Source organism: Paraflavitalea pollutisoli, assembly GCF_029360705.1.
Classification (GTDB): domain Bacteria; phylum Bacteroidota; class Bacteroidia; order Chitinophagales; family Chitinophagaceae; genus Paraflavitalea; species Paraflavitalea pollutisoli.
This window is the reverse complement of sequence record NZ_JARKMX010000002.1, coordinates 145,822-165,824: the sequence shown is the minus strand read 5'-3', so window position 1 is coordinate 165,824 and position 20,003 is coordinate 145,822. Positions and strand designations below refer to the sequence as shown.

15 protein-coding genes are annotated in these 20,003 nt (G+C 50.5%); 6 read left to right on the top strand and 9 right to left on the bottom strand.

Annotated features, from left to right (window positions below; translation table 11 throughout):
* The first annotated feature begins 2 nt into the window (after nt 1–2).
* Nucleotides 3–230, top strand: a complete 228-nt coding sequence (locus P2W70_RS05400) for a hypothetical protein (RefSeq protein ID WP_276480414.1) — start codon at nt 3–5, stop codon at nt 228–230.
* A 77-nt stretch (nt 231–307) separates the two neighbouring features.
* On the opposite strand, the gene P2W70_RS05395 is transcribed toward P2W70_RS05400, so the two are convergent.
* Nucleotides 308–769 (bottom strand): (4Fe-4S)-binding protein, encoded by a 462-nt coding sequence (locus P2W70_RS05395; RefSeq protein WP_276480413.1) that lies wholly within the window; start codon nt 767–769, stop codon nt 308–310.
* Nucleotides 770–966: 197 nt separating this feature from the next.
* Nucleotides 967–2,418, bottom strand: coding sequence for an NADP-dependent isocitrate dehydrogenase (locus P2W70_RS05390; RefSeq protein WP_276480412.1), 1,452 nt, complete (start codon nt 2,416–2,418; stop codon nt 967–969).
* A gap of 155 nt (nt 2,419–2,573) precedes the next feature.
* On the opposite strand from P2W70_RS05390, the gene apaG reads away from it, so the two are divergent.
* Nucleotides 2,574–2,960, top strand: coding sequence for a Co2+/Mg2+ efflux protein ApaG (gene apaG, locus P2W70_RS05385; RefSeq protein WP_276480411.1), 387 nt, complete (start codon nt 2,574–2,576; stop codon nt 2,958–2,960).
* A 238-nt stretch (nt 2,961–3,198) separates the two neighbouring features.
* Here the strand turns inward: apaG and P2W70_RS05380 are convergent, their stop codons facing one another.
* Nucleotides 3,199–5,262 carry an OPT family oligopeptide transporter gene (locus tag P2W70_RS05380; protein WP_276480410.1) on the bottom strand — a complete coding sequence of 688 codons (2,064 nt, stop codon included), beginning with the start codon at nt 5,260–5,262 and terminating at the stop codon, nt 3,199–3,201.
* A gap of 77 nt (nt 5,263–5,339) precedes the next feature.
* Nucleotides 5,340–7,061, bottom strand: coding sequence for a peptide MFS transporter (locus P2W70_RS05375; RefSeq protein WP_276480409.1), 1,722 nt, complete (start codon nt 7,059–7,061; stop codon nt 5,340–5,342).
* Nucleotides 7,062–7,258: 197 nt separating this feature from the next.
* Between P2W70_RS05375 and purD the strand changes: the two genes are divergently transcribed.
* Both purD and P2W70_RS05365 read left to right on the top strand, forming a co-directional pair.
* Nucleotides 7,259–8,539, top strand: coding sequence for a phosphoribosylamine--glycine ligase (gene purD / locus P2W70_RS05370; RefSeq protein WP_276480408.1), 1,281 nt, complete (start codon nt 7,259–7,261; stop codon nt 8,537–8,539).
* A 78-nt stretch (nt 8,540–8,617) separates the two neighbouring features.
* Nucleotides 8,618–9,616, top strand: coding sequence for a tryptophan 2,3-dioxygenase (locus P2W70_RS05365; RefSeq protein ID WP_276480407.1), 999 nt, complete (start codon nt 8,618–8,620; stop codon nt 9,614–9,616).
* A gap of 90 nt (nt 9,617–9,706) precedes the next feature.
* Here P2W70_RS05365 and P2W70_RS05360 read toward each other — a convergent pair whose 3' ends face one another.
* Nucleotides 9,707–10,768, bottom strand: coding sequence for a helix-turn-helix transcriptional regulator (locus P2W70_RS05360; RefSeq protein ID WP_276480406.1), 1,062 nt, complete (start codon nt 10,766–10,768; stop codon nt 9,707–9,709).
* Between the two features lie 230 nt (nt 10,769–10,998).
* Between P2W70_RS05360 and P2W70_RS05355 the strand changes: the two genes are divergently transcribed.
* Nucleotides 10,999–14,028 carry a SusC/RagA family TonB-linked outer membrane protein gene (locus P2W70_RS05355; RefSeq protein ID WP_276480405.1) on the top strand — a complete coding sequence of 1,010 codons (3,030 nt, stop codon included), beginning with the start codon at nt 10,999–11,001 and terminating at the stop codon, nt 14,026–14,028.
* A 52-nt stretch (nt 14,029–14,080) separates the two neighbouring features.
* A complete protein-coding gene (locus P2W70_RS05350) occupies nt 14,081–15,601 on the top strand; it encodes a SusD/RagB family nutrient-binding outer membrane lipoprotein (protein WP_276480404.1) in 1,521 nt (506 codons plus the stop codon).
* 88 nt (nt 15,602–15,689) lie between these two features.
* Here P2W70_RS05350 and P2W70_RS05345 read toward each other — a convergent pair whose 3' ends face one another.
* The 4 genes from P2W70_RS05345 to P2W70_RS05330 all read right to left on the bottom strand — a co-directional run bounded on the left by P2W70_RS05345 (nt 15,690) and on the right by P2W70_RS05330 (nt 19,967).
* Nucleotides 15,690–16,643, bottom strand: coding sequence for a transketolase family protein (locus P2W70_RS05345; protein WP_276480403.1), 954 nt, complete (start codon nt 16,641–16,643; stop codon nt 15,690–15,692).
* Between the two features lie 38 nt (nt 16,644–16,681).
* A complete protein-coding gene (gene galE / locus P2W70_RS05340; protein WP_276480402.1) occupies nt 16,682–17,737 on the bottom strand; it encodes a UDP-glucose 4-epimerase GalE in 1,056 nt (351 codons plus the stop codon).
* 152 nt (nt 17,738–17,889) lie between these two features.
* A complete protein-coding gene (gene rfbA / locus P2W70_RS05335) occupies nt 17,890–18,762 on the bottom strand; it encodes a glucose-1-phosphate thymidylyltransferase RfbA (protein WP_276480401.1) in 873 nt (290 codons plus the stop codon).
* A gap of 188 nt (nt 18,763–18,950) precedes the next feature.
* Nucleotides 18,951–19,967, bottom strand: a complete 1,017-nt coding sequence (locus tag P2W70_RS05330) for an inorganic phosphate transporter (protein ID WP_276480400.1) — start codon at nt 19,965–19,967, stop codon at nt 18,951–18,953.
* Between the last annotated feature and the right edge of the window lie 36 nt (nt 19,968–20,003).

Sequence of the window (20,003 nt, the reverse complement as noted above, 5' to 3'; positions counted from 1 at the left end):
TTATGGGCGACGCCATTTTCGGAACGCTCATGGCTGTTGTGGTCAGCGTGATCCTGCTGATCCCATTTGGGCTCGCCAGCCTTTTCCTGTTTGTATCCTTGCGGCAGCTGATGATCGGTTCGCAGGAGCGGGCGGCCTTCAAGATCAAAGGCAGTTTGTTGCCGCTGGTTTTGTCCTTCATTGTATGGCTGGTGATACTCTTCGTATTGTTGTGGATCTGGATACTGTAAGTTGATTATTTCTCCAGACCGGCTCTTAGTCGACTCTTCCGGTAATTGTCAGGTACCTTCGTTGTCTCGCTGCTGTCTCATCCCACAAAATTAATCTGCTTATGTCTGCCGTCGCAGTAAGGTTTGTTGTTGGAGGCGCCGCAGCGGCAGAGTGCCACTGTTCCCTGTTTTAGTTCTTCCCGGCCATCGGGGTATTTGATCATGCATTGTGTATTGATGAGGTAGGGGCCATTGAGGCTCACGGCTACTTCTGTGGCGTGGGCGGCAGCAGCTTCCTGCGCGGGCTCCTGCAGTGCGGTATCTTCTGCTGCCTGTGGCTCCGCTGTATTCATGTAATAACTCAATGCTCCGCTGGGACAACGTTTTACCTGCTCCACGATCTTGTCGGTGGTGGCGCCTTCTATATTCACCCAAGGACGTTTGAACGGGTCAAACACTTCACGCAGGTGTGTCCAGCATACCTTGGAGTGGATGCATTGCTCAGGCTTCCATAAAACGGTGACTTCGTTGTTGGTGTACTGGCGGTGTTTTTCTGACATACGCTCTCTTTTTACTGTTTGAAATGGCAGGCCGGCATGAAGGTCGTGCAGTCGTTGTCGATGGCAGGCAGGTGGCCTCGCCGGCAATTTACGAAAATGTTACCCAACAACGTGCAGGTGGTATAGAAGGCAACAGCCCACACCGGTCAGGTGTGGGCTGTGTAATATGAATACGCAGGTGACGCCCGCGTGTTGTGTTATTGTCCTTGTGCCAGGCTGTAGGCTTTTTTATCGCCCCACATGTTGAGCAACTCGGAAGAACAGATCTTGAAGTTGCCGCTGAGGCTTACATACAGACCGAGGATATCCTGTTGGTTGAGCGGTTCGCCATCCAGCGACTCGAAACGTACGTTGTAGACGTTGACGAGGTTGGTATACACGGAACCGGTGGGCCATACCTGCGTACCACGGTTGCTGATGTTGACGAGCTTGAACTTTACGCCCGCGTGACGCTGACATTTGGTTGCGATGGAGAGGGGTTGTTCGTTGCTCTCGATGAACATATCTACGCCTACGATATTTTCCTGTACGCCTTCCTTGGATTCCATCATCGCATTCTCTTTTAGTTTGAATGGAGTGGGGGTACCTGGCTGGTTGGGCGTTACTTCTTTGGGATTGTGTGCGGGCTGCTTACCAAAGTTGCTGATGATGGCATCGGCGAACTGGGTGGTATTGGCATTAGCCGTCGATTTATCACCAAAGTCGCCGGTGTGTACACCGCTTTCGAGGGTATACAGCAGGGCGTTTTCGATCACTGCGGCATTCTCGGTGAGGCCGAGGTGACGGAGCATGGAGATACCACTCAACAGCAGTGCAGTTGGGTTGGCAATGTTCTTTCCGGCAATATCCGGAGCGGTACCGTGTACAGCTTCGAAGATGGAGATGTGGTCACCTACGTTGGCGGAAGGTGCAAACCCCAGGCCACCTACGAGACCGGCACAAAGGTCGGATACGATGTCGCCCTGCAGGTTGGTGAGTACTACTACATCGAAGGTATCGGGACGTGTAACGAGCTTCATACAAAGGTCGTCTACGATGATATCGTCAGCTTTCAGTTCGGGGTATTCTTTGGCTACTTCATAAAAGCATTCGAGGAACAGGCCGTCGGTGAGCTTCATGATGTTGGCTTTGTGACCGCAGGTGATGCGGGATGCTTTCTTTTGCTTGGCCATTTCAAAAGCGTAGCGGATTACCTGTAAACTACCAGGTTTGGTGATGAAGCGGCGGCTAAGTGCTACGTCGTGGGTGAGCATGTGCTCGATACCACCATAAGTATCTTCAATATTTTCACGAACTACTGTGATGTCGATGGGGATACCGGCTTTGGAGAATACGGTATCTACGCCGTGCAGGGTTTGGAATACACGTTTGTTGGCGAATGTATTCCAGGTTTTACGGGCAGTTACGTTTACGCTTTTTACGCCTTTGCCTTTGGGTGTTTCCATGGGCCCTTTGAAGAGCATACCCAATGACTCGATCGCGTTTTGCGCTTCGGGGGTCATACCATTGGAGAAACCTTTATCGAATACCCATTTACCCATTTCAATTACTTCATACTCGAGGGGGACTTTGTTGGCTTCAAAGATCTTCAATACTGCGTCCATTATTTCTGGTCCGATTCCATCACCTTTAGCTACTGCTATTTTCATAAGTGAAATATTTAATGTAAGTGGGTAATTCTGCGGGAAAACTGCTTTAAGGCGGGGCAAAATTAGCATCTGAATCCAATAAATACCATTAAATCTTCCCTAATACTACCCCTGGTTTTTATTTTTGTTTACCTTTAAACGGGTAAACAGATCGTATGGTATCCAAAATCTCCGAAGGCATAGAAATAAGCGTTGAGACTTTCTATCAGCCGGATTACTCCAATCCGGTGTCTGGAGAATATATGTTTGCCTACCGCATAACGATTGAAAATCACAACAATTTCCCTGTAAAATTACATCGCCGGCACTGGTACATTGTAGATAGCAATGGCAGTAACCGGGAGGTAGAGGGAGAAGGTGTTGTGGGGGTGCAACCTACTTTGCAACCTGGCGAGCGGTATCAGTATGTGAGTGGCTGCAACCTGCGCAGCGAAATGGGTAAGATGTATGGCACTTACCAAATGGAAAATCTCCACAACAAATCGATGTTCGATGTGAACATTCCCATCTTCGAGATGATCGTTCCGTTTAAGATGAATTAGGGTTTGGTTGCGAATCGTGCAACATGGCTGCATAGCTTCCGACATCGGATATCCATGTCGTTGCCAGGTATGTCGTAATGGGCCAGGCGCGGGCGTAGTGCGTTGGGGCGGATAGCTGTACGGGTCTAGCGTTGCCGATCGCCGTCTATCGACAGCTGGCATGAATGACGGTACAAAAAAAGCCACGGTCCTGAGACCGTGGCTGTATAGCCTATGCTAAAGTGTTACGTTGTTAACATCAATGAATGGACGTGAGGTCTTCTTTGTTCTTTTGCATGCCTACCCGATACAGGATAAAGCCCATTAAAACGAAAAAGGCAACACCCAGGCCAAAATAGCCGTCACGGCCAAGGCTCTCTGTGAGACCATGCTCCAGATTGATCTTTTGCAATCCTTCGCTGATATTGTCACTGGCACTGAGGAAAGCCACTATTACGCCGGCCAACGCACCACCGGCCACGAGACCTGTGGCAAAGAGATTACCCTTGCGAAGATCTTCTTCTTCTGCAGGCGCAGTAGGATCTGCTTTCTTTTTATGTCTCCAGTCAACGATGCCGCGGATGGCGCCACCGATAAAGATGGGCAGGGTAGTTGCCAATGGCAGGTAGATACCGATGGCGAAGGACAGCGCCTTGATTCCACACAGCTCCATCATGATCGCGATAGCTACGCCGACCAGTACAAACTGCCAGTCGAGGTTGAAGGAAAGAATGCCTTTGATGAGGGTAGCCATCAGTGTTCCCTGTGGTGCGGGGTATTTATCGGTACCGATCGCGTGGGTGATGCCTTGTGCGATCATGTCGCGTGTTGGCGTATCGAGGATCTTTACGGTAAGACCAATAGCTACCGAAGAAACGATGGCGCCGATAAACAGGGATATCTGCTGGTATTTAGGCGTAGCGCCTACGAGATAACCTGTCTTAAGGTCTTGTGAGGTGGCACCGGCATTGGCCGCTGCGATACAGATGAGGCCACCTACAACGAGGGCCATGGGCTCATATACCTTGCCGGTCCAGCCTACAGCGATAAACACCAGGCAGGTACCCATGAGGGTAGCGATCGTCATACCGCTGATCGGGTTGTTGGAAGAACCAATGAGGCCCACAATGCGCGATGATACGGTTACGAAGAAAGCGCCAAACAGTACCACCAGGATACCGATCAGCAGTTTGCTGCCGAAGCCGGTTCCTGGCAACTGGGGAAGTACAGAAATCAGCAGGATCATGGCCAGGCTACCAAAACCCACCACCTTCATAGAGAGATCGCGATCGGTACGCTTTACATTTTCTGTAGCGGCGCCGCCTTTCAGGGAGCCGAGGCTACCCTTGAAGGATGAAATGATCGTGGGTATGGTTTTGATCAGTGTGATGAAACCACCTGCTGCAACGGCTCCCGCACCCACCTGGCGTACATAGGCACGGTAAAGTGCTGTTGGCAGGTCTGCAAAAGTGTGGGTGGCAGGATCCCAGCCACCGGGACCACCTGCCGTTGCTATGGAATCGAGGTAACCGAGCTTGGCCAATTGGGCTGCTACTACATCACCGGGTACCAAGGTAGCCAGGAAGGGTATGAATACATACCAGCACAATACGCTACCAGCCACCAGTACGCCGCCGATCTTAGGACCAACGATATATCCCACACCGAGGTATTCGGGCGTGATCTCGGCGCTGGTACGCGCTGCCGGGAAAAACTTATGGGTGGCTTTGGTAATGTAGGTGGGTGTTTCTGCTATCAGGTGCAATATCTTTTGCAGGAAGGCATAGGCAAAAGCGACGCCGAGGCCGAGGAAGGCCGTTTTGGCAAAGTCGCCGCCTTTTTCACCAGCCTTCAATACGGAGGCACAGGCGGTGCCTTCGGGGTAAGGCAGGGTTTCGTGTTCTTTGACGATGAGCGGTTTCCTGAGGGGGATCATCATGAGGGTACCAAGGATACCGCCGAAGATGGCCAGGATGAGAATGGTGAAATAATTGAAGTAATCGGCGCTGCCCTTTTCGCTTAAGAAAAGAAAGCCGGGGAGGGTGAATACCACGCCCGCAGCGATACTTTCGCCGGCACTACCGGTTGTCTGGATGATATTGTTCTCCAGGATGGTGGTGCGCAGGAACAGGCGACTGAGCGTGATTGCCATTACCGCGATGGGGATGGACGCCGATACGGTGAGACCGGCTTTGAGGGCCAGGTAAACCGTTGCAGCGCCAAAAATAATTCCGAAGGCCGACCCTACGAGCACCGATTTGACCGTAAACTCGGCCATGTTGGTTTCGGGCGACACAAAAGGCTGAAACTTCTTTTCCGCCATAACAAGCTGTTTTTAAATCATGTAGTTTTTGTAGTATAAAAGAAGAACCCACGCAAGTTACGTGGGCTCCGGCAATTTTATTTTTCTGTACCCATGCGTTTCTCCATCCATCCCGACAAGAGGAACAAGAGGATAGAAGCCACACCGCTCAGTACTACGAATACCATGAAGAAGTCGTACAGGTTGTTGATCGTGTATCCCACAAACTTGGTAGGACCCTGGCTGGGGAGCAAGGCGCCGAGCTTTCCGCCAAATTTATTGGCGACCGCATTCGACAGGAACCATACGCCCATGAGGATAGACGTAAAGCGTGCAGGCGCCAGGCGGTTAACGAGCGAAAGGCCAATGGGAGAGAGGCACAATTCACCGACAGTATGCATAAAATACATGGCCAGCAACCAGATCATGCTGGCCGCATCGGTACGGTCTTTTACGCCATACGCGATGAGCAGGTAGCCACCTGCCAGGAACATCAGACCAATGGCCTGTTTCTTGGGCGAAGAAGGTTCTACGTTCTTTCTTCCCAGCCATGACCACAATTGCGACAGGAACGGGGCCACCAGGATCAGCCACATCGAGTTCACACTGTTGAACCAGCTGGATGGAATTTCGGTCAGGTTATAGGGCGTGCCCTGAATATAATGGTAAACTGCCAGGATCACTGCCCCGATACCCAATACGGCAAAGATCCTTTTCAGCTCTACGGGTATTTCCATGATCCTTTGCAGGAAGAAGTACAGCAAAACGGCTACTGCCAGAATGCCGAGGATCATGGTGCCCAGTTTTGTATTCAACAGGAAACTGCGGTTGGTATTACGTTCTGCGAAGAGCGTCAGAGAAGAGCCTGCCTGTTCGAAGGCTGACCAGAAGAAGATCACAAAGAAAGCCGACAGGAAGATCACCATTACCCTACCTCTTTCGGAAGGCGTGAGGGTTTTATCGGTAATGATGAGACCAGCTACGCCGATGGCTACGCCAAAGATGAAACAACCAATCCAGTCGAAGTCGAGCAGGAACCGGAAGCCCAGTATACAAGCGAGGGTTATTATGGCCCAGGTAGCGACGTGTTTCAAAGACGTGGCGGTGGTTTCTTTACCGGTTTCGGTTTCCTTCTTCATGGCGATATTGGGTACAATGCCCAGACCTTGACCGGTGGGACTTACGATGTACTTATTCTTTAGCCAGATGAAAGCGAATGTACCAACGAGCATCGCCACGCCGGCGGATGCGAAACCCCATTTGAAGGCTTCTTTCACGGCAGCCCCGTTTTCATCGTATTGGTTGCCGAGCCCACCGCAAACGAGTGGCCCGATAAAGGCACCCAGGTTGATGCCCATATAAAATACGGTGTAGGCTGCGTCCAGCCTTTTATCGTTCTCGGGATACAATTGACCCACCAGCGTGGAGATATTGGGTTTGAACAGACCAAACCCCAGCATCATAAATACCAGTGCCACCCACATGATGGTGTGTGCCATCGGAATATTATCATACGACGAAGCGCTGAAGAACATGAGGAACTGGCCGATGGCCATCAGGAAGCCTCCGGTGATCACGGAGCGGCGATTGCCCCACAGCCGGTCTGCTACGTAGCCACCCAGCAGGGTGGTGAGGTATACCAGGCCGGTGTAACTACCGTATACATCGTCCTGGGCATACTTGTCGCTCATCATCAAAACGTTGACGACGTAGAGTACGAGCAGGGCGCGGTTGCCGTAGTAGCTGAAACGTTCCCACATTTCGGTGAAGAACAATACGAATAGACCTTTAGGATGTTTGCCGCTTTGAGGCTGCGTCATATTATAAGTGGGGGTTGATTTCTCAAAAATGAATGTAGGGATAAGATCAACGGGGGCTGCAACCTGCTGGGGTGACCAGACCCATAGCGGGCTAAAATAGCGATAAATTCTAAACCCAAACCCCAAACATCAATTAAAATTCGCCAATACCCGCGAAAGCCCGAAATTCGCACCGGTTAAAAAGTCCCATGAACGCTATGAATATTCTTCTCCTTGGCTCTGGAGGCCGCGAGCATGCGCTGGCCTGGAAAATGGTGCAAAGTCCGATGTGTCAACAGTTATACATCGCTCCCGGTAATGCAGGTACTGCATTGTGCGGAACGAATATTAACATGTCTGTTACAGATTTTGATGCAATTAAACAGTTTGTGCTCGACAAGGAAATTGGCCTGGTGTTGGTCGGTCCTGAGGAGCCGTTAGTAAAAGGTATTGTAGACCTGTTTCGCAAGGATGTGTCACTGCAACACGTTTCGATCATCGGTCCTGCCCAATATGGTGCCCAATTAGAAGGCAGCAAGGCCTTTGCCAAGCAGTTCATGATGCGTCACAACATCCCTACTGCCCGCTACCGTGAGTTCGATGCCTCTAATTATGAGGAAGGTATTCCTTATTTACAAGCGCACGCACTGCCGATCGTGCTGAAAGCCGATGGCCTGGCCGCCGGCAAAGGTGTACTGATCTGCCAGTCGCATGTAGAGGCGATTGCGGAGTTTGAACTGATGTTGCAGCAGAGCAAGTTTGGTGAGGCCAGCAAAAGAGTGGTGGTGGAAGAGTTTCTGGATGGCATCGAGATGAGTGCTTTTGTGCTGACGGATGGTAAGAATTATGTATTGCTGCCCGAAGCCAAAGATTACAAGCGTATCGGTGTAGGTGATACCGGCCTCAATACCGGCGGTATGGGTGCGGTGAGTCCTGTACCTTTTGCTGATGACGCCTTTATGAAAAAGGTGATCGAAAAGGTAGTTGAACCCACCGTTAAAGGTCTTGAAAAGGAAAATATCGATTATAAAGGTTTTGTGTTTGTTGGTTTGATCAAGGTAGGTGATGAGCCGATGGTGATCGAATACAACTGCCGCATGGGCGATCCGGAAACTGAAGTGGTGATGCCACGCCTGCAATCGGACCTGGTAGAATTGTTGCTGGCTACGGCCAATGGCAGGCTCGACACTTTCAAGATCGAGCAAGACCCCCGTGCTGCTTGTACGGTAGTTGCGGTGAGCGGTGGTTACCCTGGTTCTTACGAAAAGGGCTATCCCATCACTGGTCTCGATGCGGCAGTTCCTGCCGATAGCATCGTGTTCCATGCCGGCACTACTACCAAGGATGGTGAAGTAGTGACCAGTGGCGGTCGCGTATTGTGCGTTACGTCTTATGGCGACAGCATCAGCAACGCGGTGGCCAAATCGAAGGAGGTGCTGAAGCAGATCAGTTATGAAGACATGTATTTCCGCCGGGATATCGGTTATGAGTTTGAGTAAGGGAGGAAAGGCAAAAAGGTATCGAGGCAACTAGGCAACGAGGAGGAAAGGCAAAGAGGAAATAAATACATTTTATTCATGGCAGACGGAGTTCACTATAGCGACTATTTACAACTGGAGAAGATTCTGGATGCACAGCAGCTCGAAAGCGACAAGCATGAGCAGCATGCTCATGATGAAATGCTGTTCATCGTCATTCACCAGACCTACGAACTGTGGTTCAAGCAAATGTTGTTTGAAGTAGATTCGGCGGCGGCGATCATGAAGAAGCCGGCTGTCAACGACAACTCGCCCGAACTGCAAACCATTGTGCACCGCCTCTCGCGCGTGGTGCAGATCATGAAGGTACTCGTTCACCAGATCGATATCATGGAGACCATGACGCCCATGGATTTCCTGGACTTCCGGGATATGCTGCGGCCTGCCTCTGGTTTCCAAAGCTGGCAATTCAAAATCCTCGAAGCTAAGTTGGGACTGAAGTTTCAGCACCGCTTTGGCCAGGAATATTATATCTCACAGCTGCGACCTGCCCAGGTCGACCTGATCAAGCAGGTAGAACAGGAAAGGTCTTTTATCGAACTGCTCAACGACTGGCTCGAACGAATGCCCTTCGTGGACGAGATCGACAATTTCTGGAACAACTACCGCACTATTTATGTCAGAAGTCTGGCCACGGCTGAAGCCGACAATCAGGCCTTCTTTGATTCGGTATTTGATGACAACGCCGCCAACCAGGATCGGCACCTGAGCCCACGGGCATGCCGGGCTGCACTGTTTATCATGCTGTACCGTGGCTATCCTATTTTACAATTGCCTTTTCAGTTACTCAATAGCCTGCTCGAGATCGACGAGCAATTGAGCACCTGGCGCTACCGTCACATGAATATGGTGCACCGCATCATCGGTAGCCGAATTGGTACCGGTGGCAGCACAGGGCGCGACTACCTGAAAGGTGCGTTGGATAAACATTACATCTTTGCCGAGATCGCGCGACTGACCAGTTTCCTCATCGAGCGCAGGAAACTGCCTTCCCTGGATTCTGCTGTAGAGAAGCGGCTGGGATTTGTACAAGGGTAATAAAAAAGTATTAAATAGCTGAGCTGTATGAGGCGCATGATGTAATTGCGTTTCATACAGCTTTTTCTTTTGCGGTAGCCTTATGTAGGCTTAACCCCATTCGCCCTCGAAGAGGTAGGCGTACTGCAGGCAACTTTGCAGGAAGGAAAGGATGCCCAGTTTCAACTTCATGGGTGAGTAGCCAAAGAACTTCTTAAAAGCGGTCACAAAATGATTTACATGTTTGTAGCCGGAGACGGTAGCGATCTTACGTATGTCTTCCTCCTGCAATAGCATGGTGCGTGCCTGTTGCATCCGCATCTCGTGTATATATCCGTACACCGTATTTCCAAAGACGAGTTTGAAGTGTTTCTTCAGGTAATTCTCATTGGTGCCTACCTGGTGTGCGAGGTCGATCAGCGAACAGGGGTTTTGCAAATTGTTGTGCAGCAACTGCCGGGCCTGCTGCATCTTCTTTAATTCTGATTGTCGCAAGCCATGTGCGGCATAGGTTGTCTGGTATTGCTCCGACTGGTGCATCAGGATGGCCAGTAGCTCGATCACTTTACCCCGCATATACAATCGCTTGTAGTGATTCTCCAACGGACAATTGAGCATGTCAAACAAGATGGTGGTGATCTGTGGCGTCAGTGGCAGGTTCTGTTCATTGAACTTTACTACCTTGCCATGTCCTTTATGCCGTATGATGTCGAGGAAGAGGTGTCCGGGCGGTAGGTGTTTTTCCAGTAGTTCGGGAACTATATTGAGTTCGAAGGTCTCTGTGTATTCCTGTGGCTGCCATTCTATTTCTGCTTCCTGTGCGGGAAAGTACAAGGCATTGTATTCGTAGTTACCGAAGCTGGCGATAGTAGTGCCTTGCTTTGCCGATCGATAAATGCTGTTGCTACGTATGCTGAATTGGAGATGGATGAACGGCTGTGGGTTTTCTACCCTTATCTGTTTTGTTTCATTGCTGGCTGCATGGCAATACCAAAAGTAAATGCCATCTGGTAGTAACAGTTCATACAGCCTGTCCTGCATGCGGGTACCTGCTATTTTCTTCTCGTGTATTTGTTCGTGTTCCGACTCCTGCAGTTCGAAATAGTAATAGTCCGGAATGTGGATGTTCTCTCCGGTGAATGCAGGGGTGGTTTCGGGACGTTCAGGGTTCATAATACACAGTTGCAGTCCACGAAATTAACCGGGCTTGATTCCCGGGCATTTACTATATCGGGAAAATAAAATCCGCATGACGGTGTAATGACGCTAAAAGGCCATATTCTAATGCGGCTCTTATCTGGCGGGCTTGTTTTCCTTTCTGCGTAGTTATTTCTCCTTTGTACAAAACGCGCTGCCTTGAATTTTGCGGTCGGAAAAAAATGACCAAATAATAAAAGGCAATTATGTACAAGATCTACTTGAGTATGTTGTTCTGTATGGCTTCCTCCTTATGGGTATCGGCCCAGGAGAGAACCATTACGGGATTGGTGAAAGATGCTACCGGCGACGCCTTTCTGCAAGGTGCCAGTGTTGGTATCAAAAATAAGAAGCAAACAGCCCTTACACAAACGGATGGCAGGTTTGCCATTGCTGCGGCAACGGGCGATGTACTGATCGTATCCTTTGTAGGTTATCTGACGCTGGAAGTAAAAGCGGCTGATAACCTCGTGATCCTGCTGAAACCTACCGGTGAACAATTGTCGGAGGTGATCGTGACGGGCGCATTGGGTATCAAGCGTTCTGCACGGGAGCTGGGTACTGCCAGTCAGAACATCCGTACGCAGGAACTCAACCAGGCTAGACCAGTCAACCCGATCCTGGGTTTGGCGAGTAAGGTGTCTGGTTTGCGGATCAATATGTTTGACAGTAAAGTGGATCCCGATGTGCAGGTGAACCTGCGTGGTATCCGCTCGCACAATGGTAACAACGCGCCTTTGTACGTGGTGGATGGTGTGCCGGTTCCGGATATCAACCGCATCAACCCCAATGATATTGAAAGCATCAACGTGCTAAAGGGCGCCAATGCCGCTGCGGTGTATGGTTCTGATGGGGTGAATGGTGCATTGATGATCACTACCAAGAAGGGGCGTAATGGCCGTCAGGTGATCAATTACACCAATACTACTTTGTTCGAGTCGGTCATGCGCCTGCCCGACCAGCAAAATGAATATGGCATGGGACTCAACGGTGTTTACAATCCCACGCAATACCAATCGTGGGGACCTACATACGATGGCTCTATGAAGAATGTGGGTGGTGCGCTGCCCGACGGCTCTCAATGGCAGCTGCCGTATGAGGGGATCAAGGATGGCCGCAAAGATTTCTTTGATGTGGGCATGACCACTCAAAACGATATCTCTCTGTCTGGTGGTGACGAGCGTTCTACTTTCTTCCTGTCTGCGCAAGATGTCTATACCAAGGGGATTGTTCCGGGCGATAAGAACCGCCGGACAGGTGCCCGCTTCAATGGTACCCGCAAATTTGGCAAGCTGCAGGCTGCTTACAATATCAACTATGTATTGAACAAGAACGATATCACGCCCAGCGAACCCTGGTCTACCGTGTACAGGCTGCCCTCCAATATTCCTTATGGTGCAGTAGAAGACTGGCAGAATAATTTGTATGCGAACCCGAATTACTGGTTCAGCACCAATCAACCCAACCCTTACTTCAATGCTGCCAACCAGCGCACCGAAACGAAGCAGCAAACGCTGAATGCGAATGTGGAGCTGAGCTATCGTTTTGCACCCTGGCTCAATGCGATCTATCGGGTAGGGCTTTACAACCGCAATGCCCAGTCAAGGGCTACGGTTGGTAAGTTTACCTATACCACGGCCGGCCGTACGAATATCGCGGGCAGTGTCAACGATGGTTCCAACGATTTCCGTCGCCTCAACAGTGACCTGATCCTGAATTTCGAGAAAACTTTTGGCAAATTCTCTACGCGTTTGCTGGTAGGTAATAATATCCGTACTGACGAAACGAAGGCTGTCAACTTAAGCGCTTCTGCCCTCGTGGTACCTGACCTCTTCAATCCCGGCAATCGTACCGGTGAATTGGGTGGTTCCTCTTCTATTACCCGGTACCGCCAGGTAGCCGCGTATGGGGAGTTTACAGCTGGCTACGATAACTTTCTGTTTGTGACGCTGACCGGGCGCAACGAGTGGGTGTCTGTGTTGAATCCCGACAACCAGTCTTATTTCTATCCTGGTGTCAGCACGTCATTCATCTTCACCGATGCGATCAAAGCATTGAAGGAAAGCAAGTCGATTTCGTATGGTAAGGTATATGCGTCTTACAACAGAACGGGTAACGTCGGTGGCCTGTCGCCTTATGCGCTGCAGAACACCTATAGCCAGACCAACGGGTTCCCGTTTGGCAACCAACCGGGTTATACCCTGGGCACTACTTATCCCAATGCCAACCTCAAGCCTGAGTTTGTAACTTCTTTCGAAATAGGGACACAACTGGCCTTCTTCAACAATCGCCTGAACGTAGAGGCTGCCTATGTACACTCCAACTCATCAGACGGTATCATTCAAACTACGGTCCCCGGATCGACTGGTTATGCGGAGGCCTGGGCCAATGCCTTCAAGGTGAGCAACCGGGTGATCGAGCTGAACGTGAACGGTGATGTGATCAGCAAGCGCAACCTGCGTTGGAATATTGGTATTACTGCTACCAACCTGGTGAGCGAGGTGAAAGAGATCTACGGTGAACTCGACCGGCTGTTTATTTTCCGCCAGAACTACCTGGTGAAAGGCCAGCCTTATAACCTTTACCTGTTTACTGACTACAGACGTGATCCGCAAGGCCGGGTGATCGTGGATAAAACAACCGGCAATCCCGTGGCTACTACCGAACTGTATAATGGCGGTACGGGCACGCCGCCCTGGCAGCTGGGCTTCCACACGGCTTTTGATTTCAAAGGCTTTCATGTAGGCGCTCAGTTTGACTGGCGTATGGGTGCGATCATGTATTCTGAAGCTGCCAATCGTATGATCAGCGACGGTACGAGCCCGTTGACTACGCAATACGATCGTCAGTCTTTCGTGATCCCCAACTCGGTGATCGAGACGACAGATGGCAAGTTTGAACCAAACACCACGGTAAAGACCAATGGCGACCGTAACTATTGGGCCAACTTTGTGGGCCCTGTACAATCCAACTATGCGGTGAGTGCCGACTTCTTTAAGTTACGTGAGCTGAACATTGGTTATTCCATTCCAGCGAGGTGGCTGAGTGGCCAACAGATCGTGAAGAACGCAACTGTTGGACTGATCGGGCGTAACCTGTTCAGCATCTGGAACAAGGCTAATATTTACAACGATCCTGAGTTCATTTACCAGGGTGGTAATGGAGAAGGTTACCTGAGCTGGCGTCACCTGCCACCTACCCGCATGGTGGGTTTCAACGTGCAGGTTGGTTTCTAAGCCGCAGCATAGCTTTAACAGTTTTCATCAGAACATTCATTGAAAGAAGATCATGAAAAAGATATATCAAATCATAATAGTTGCTTTTACGGCCTTGTCGCTTACCTCCTGCAAAAAGTTCCTGGATGTGAATGATAACCCGAATGCCCCGGTCAACGTGCCGGTAGAACAATTGCTTCCCAATGCACTGGTTAGCTCGGTCAATATCGAGAATGGCTCTCTGAACCAGCTGGGGGCGGTATGGACGGGTTATTGGGCCAAGGCGGTAGATGGACCTTCTACGGTCAGTTTGTTTCGCCTGGAAGAAACCTATGGTGTGGAAGCCATGTCTTTCGACCGGGATGGCCGCCCTTTCTGGGAGGATATTTATAAGATCATCACCAACTACCGCGATATCGAGTTGAAAGCTACCGCGGGCGGTGATGCTGCTTATGCCGGCATCGCGCGAATCATGCAGGGGTGGCATTTCATGCGCCTGGTGGATTTGTACAACAATATTCCTTTCGACGACGCGGTGCAGGGAACCGTACATTCCACTCCTCGTTTTGAGGAAGGTCAGCAGGTTTACCAGAAGTCTATCGAGTTGATCACGACCGGTATTGTGGATATTCAAGGTGCGGCGGTATTGTCGAAAAAGCCGGGCACTGATGATGTGCTGTTTAAAGGTACGCTGGCCAGCTGGATCAAGTTTGCCAATACCATTAAGTTGCGCGCCCTATTGCGCCTGAGTGAAACCGGTAATACCGCCTATGTGACGGCGGAGATCGCGAAGATCAATGCACAGGGTAGTGGCTACCTGGATGCCAATGCGGTGGTGAATCCCGGCTACCTGCTTACGGCTGGCAAGCAAAATCCTTTCTGGGACAGTTACTACAAGAATCCACAAGGTGCATTGACGGCGGGTTACAATACCCTGCGACCGACTGCCTTTGTCGTGAATACCTATAAAGCATTGGGTGATCCCCGCCTGGCGAAGCTCTATGCAAAGCCTAAATCGGGTGGAGACTACACCGGTGTTCCTTTAGGATCCGATGATGATGTATACAGCATGAACAATACGTCTCCCTTATTGGGGCCCGGTGAGAATGGCAACCAGGCAGGCGCTATTTTCAAGTCGGCTACTGCGGGTACTTTACTGATGGGTTATGCGGAAAGTTTGTTTCTGCAGGCGGAGGCCGCCGCGCGTGGCTGGACGAATGGAACTGCGAAGGCTTTGTATGAAACTGGTATCCAGGAGTCGTTCAAATACTTTGAGACACCTGTGACCGGCTTTGCGGTTTACAATGCGCAGCCTGCGGTCAACTATGATCTGGCGACCAACAAGGTCGAACGCATCATAGAGCAAAAATGGCTGGCGCTCAACAGCATCAGCAGCATCGAGGCCTGGAACGACTATCGTCGACTGGGTTTTCCCACTGCCCTGCCACAATCTTTGGCGAGTCCGAATGCTGATCCAGCTTATCGCCCCAAACGCCTGACCTACCGCCAGTCCGAGATCTCCGGTAATGGTGAGGAAGTGGCCAAGCAGGGTACGATCAATCCTTTTCAATCGCTGGTATTCTGGGATAAGTAACAGAACAACTGTCTTGGTATAGACTAAATAAGAAAGCCTCCTTTTTTCGAAAAGGAGGCTTTCTCTTGTGCTATCAGCACTATGGAAATTATTTTCTCTTCATTACTTTTTCTGCTGCTGCTACGATGTGTGGGGTATCCAGACCGTATTTAACCAGCAGCTGGGTGGGAGTGCCACTCTCGCCGAAGGTATCGTTGGTGCCAACGTATTCGATGGGAATGGGCAGGTGCTTTGCAGCCACTTGCGCTACAGAGTCTCCGAGACCACCGATGATGTTGTGTTCTTCAACAGTAACGGCACATTTGGTCTTGGAAATAGATTTCAGTACAGCCTCTTCGTCGAAAGGCTTGATGGTGTGGATGTTGATCACTTCTACACTGATGCCCTTTTCCTGGAGGATAACACCTGCTTCGATGGCTTTCCATACCATGTGTCCGCAAGCGAAGATGGATACGTCTGTACCTTCGGAGAATACCTGGGCTTTACCGATCACAAAATCTTCTACTTTGGTGAAGATAGGCCATACGGGACGGCCGAAACGGAGGTAAACAGGGCCCTGATAGTCGGCAATGGCGAGGGTTGCAGCCTTGGTCTGGTTGTAATCGCAGGGAACGATCACTGTCATACCGGGCAGCATCTTCATCATACCGATGTCTTCGAGGATCTGGTGGGTAGCACCGTCTTCACCGAGTGTAAGACCGGCGTGGGAGGCACATATCTTCACGTTCTTACCAGAATAGGCTACGGACTGACGGATCTGGTCATATACGCGGCCGGTGGAGAAGTTGGCGAAGGTTGTTGTATAAGGAATCTTGCCACCGATGGTAAGGCCAGCAGCGATACCGATCATGTTGGCTTCTGCGATACCGCATTGTACGAAGCGCTCGGGAAATTCTTTGATGAACTGGTTCAGCTTCAAAGACCCTGCGAGGTCGGCTGTCAGCGCTACGATGTTGGGATTCTTACGCGCAGCTTCGGCAATACCGTCGCCAAATCCGCTTCTTGTATCTTTTTGCCCGGTGGGCTGTATATCTTTCAGCATGGTCAAAATTTGATGGTGCAAATATATATCCTTCCTAATTAATTCAGGTCGGCCGGCTTGCTCTGGTAGAATTTTTCGTCTGATTTGAGACGCTGCTCCCATTTCCAGGCAGTGAGCAACATGTCTTCCAGCGAGTATTTCAACTTCCAGCCAAGGGTTTTTACGGCAAAGTCGTTGTTGGCGTAAATGGCTATCACATCACCAGGACGGCGGGGGCCGATCACATAGTTCAGGTTTACGCCACTGACTTTTTCGAAGGTCTTGATAGTTTCAAGCACGGTGAATCCATTGCCGCTGCCCAGGTTGAATACTTCGCAGCGTTTGCTGTTCTTACCAGCTTCGAGGAACTGGATGGCCAGGGTGTGGGCGTGTGCGATATCGCTTACATGGATGAAGTCGCGCACACAGGAGCCGTCACGTGTATCGTAATCGTCGCCGAACACCTGCATCAGGGGCAGCTTGCCGATAGCCGTTTGTGTAATGGCAGGCACCAGGTTGGCAGGCCGTCCGATGGGCAATTCTCCGATCAGGATAGAAGGGTGTGCACCTACGGGGTTGAAGTAGCGCAACAGTACGCACTGGCTGCTGTTGGCTTTGGAAAATTCGTTGATGATCTGCTCGCCCATTTGTTTGGTGTAACCATACGGGGACTCAGCAGGTTTTGGGGGCGTCAATTCAGTAACCGGGATCTTATCGGGGTTACCGTATACGGTACAGGAAGACGAGAATACGAAATTGGGAATATTGAACTCCTGCACACATTTCAGCAGGTTGATCAGCGACACCAGGTTGTTTTCGAAATACATCAGGGGCTGTTCTACCGATTCGCCGACGGCCTTGTAGGCTGCGAAATGGATGATACCGGTGATGTCTTCGTTTTCCTGGAAGATCGCGAAAGTGTCGTCGAAATTGCAGAGGTCGACTTTATAGTTTTTGATCTTTTTGCCGGTGATCTTTTCGATGCCTTCAAATATGCGGGGGGAGGAGCGGGAGTTATTGTCTACCGAAATAACCTCGTATCCATTTTCCACCAGGTCTACTATGGTATGCGAACCGATATAGCCACATCCGCCTGTAACAAGAATTTTGCTCATCTTATGCTGAATGGTGAGTGGTCTGCGATGACCAGTTTGAATATTTGTGTTTTAACCAGTTATATTAACTGCTGTAAGGGGTACGGTATTGTTCGGGTATAGTACAATGCGCAAATTAGCACTAATCAGGCAATCTACCGCCTGGGTTGGCCCTATTCGGCTTTCTCTTTCAAAACGTTCATCAGGTATTGGCCGTAACCGCTTTTCAGCAGTGGCTGTGCCATTGCTTCGAGTTGTTCTTTGGTTATAAAGCCTTTGCGGTAGGCGATCTCTTCGATACAGGCTATTTTGATGCCCTGTCTTTGTTCGATCACCTGTACAAACTGGGAGGCCTGCATGAGGGAGTCGAAGGTGCCGGTGTCGAGCCAGGCGGTACCCCTGTCGAGAATGGAAACCGTCAATTGTTTGCGGGATAGGTATTCTTTGTTGACATCGGTTATCTCGTATTCGCCACGGGGGCTGGGCTGCAGGTCGCGGGCAATCTGGACCACGTCGTTGTCGTAGAAATAGAGGCCTGGTACGGCATAGTTGCTTTTGGGTTGCAGTGGTTTTTCTTCGATGGAGAGTACCTGCTTTTGTTTGTCGAACTCCACTACGCCATAACGTTCGGGATCGCTGACATGGTAGGCGTATACGATGCCTCCATTGGGATTGGTATTCTTTTCGAGTTGAGCGCCGAGTCCGGCACCATAAAATATATTGTCGCCCAGTACGAGTGCTACGGGGTCGTTACCAATAAAGTCAGCGCCTATTACGAATGCCTGGGCCAGGCCATTGGGCACGGCTTGTTCGGCATAGGAGAATTTTAAGCCCAGTTTGGAACCATCGCCAAGCAACCGGCTGAATTGTGGCAGGTCGTAGGGGGTGGAAATAATGAGTATTTCACGGATGCCGGCGAGCATCAGGGTAGACAGGGGGTAATAGATCATGGGTTTGTCGTAGATGGGCATGATCTGTTTGGAAATGGCGTACGTAATGGGATGTAACCTTGTTCCTGATCCGCCAGCGAGGATAATTCCTTTCATTAGATGAGTTTATGGATGCGCAAAAGTCATTGATTATTTGCCAAAATACCAAAAAAAGAACACTCGTGTACCAATTTCAGGCCTAAGACGACGCAAGATGGCAACATATGGTATAAAACGAACATCGGCCGATCGCATTGCGATCGGCCGATGTTATTCGTTAAAAGTTTATTGTATTGGTGCGGATCTTACACGAAAAGCCGTACTATATAATATACGATGGCTGCGAGCAGGGCGCTGACCGGAATGGTCAGGATCCATGCCCAGAGCAGGTTGATGGTGACTCCCCAACGTACGGCGGAGAGACGCTTGGTGGCTCCTACACCCATGATGGCACCGGTGATGGTGTGGGTGGTGCTGACGGGAATGCCGAGGTGTTCTGTCAAAAACAGGGTGGCCGCACCGGCTGTTTCGGCGGCAACGCCTTCCAGTGGGGTCACTTTGGTGATGCGGGAGCCCATGGTCTTTACGATCTTCCAGCCGCCACTCATGGTACCCAAACCGATTGCGGTGAAACAAGCCAGGGGAACCCAGTCGGGTATATGTGCTACGTTGTCGAGTTTGCCACCAGCGACCATGGCGGCGGCGATGAGGCCCAATACCTTTTGGGCGTCGTTGCTACCGTGGCCAAGGCTGAAGAGGGCGGACGATACGAGCTGCAGGCGGCGGAACCAGCTTTCTGCTTTATACGGATTGGCCTTTCGGCAAAGGTTGACAATGATAAGTGTAATGACCAGGGCTACGAACATACCGATGAGTGGGGCACCGAATATGAAACCGAAGATGGGTAATACTACTTTGTAATTAATGACGGTGAAGCCTCCTTCTGAAAAACCACCTACGTGTGCCAGTGCGGCGCCCATGAAACCTCCCAGCAGGGTGTGTGAGGATGACGATGGGATACCAAACCACCAGGTGAGCAGGTTCCAGGCGATGGCTGCTACCAGTGCCGAGAAGATGACCGGTAGGGTGATGAAATGCTCGTTGATCGATTTGGCGAATGACATACCGATCTTGAATTCTCCGATCCAGTATTTGGCAATGAAGAAGGCGGCGAAGTTGAATACCGCTGCCCAGATGACTGCCTGAAAGGGTGTCAGTACCTTGGTGGATACGATGGTCGCAATGGAGTTGGCGGCATCGTGAAATCCATTGATATAGTCGAATACCAGTGCTAGTATGATAATGATAACCAGAAAAGTCATAGAGAGTGCATTTGAAAACCTAAATTGGGTGCTGTT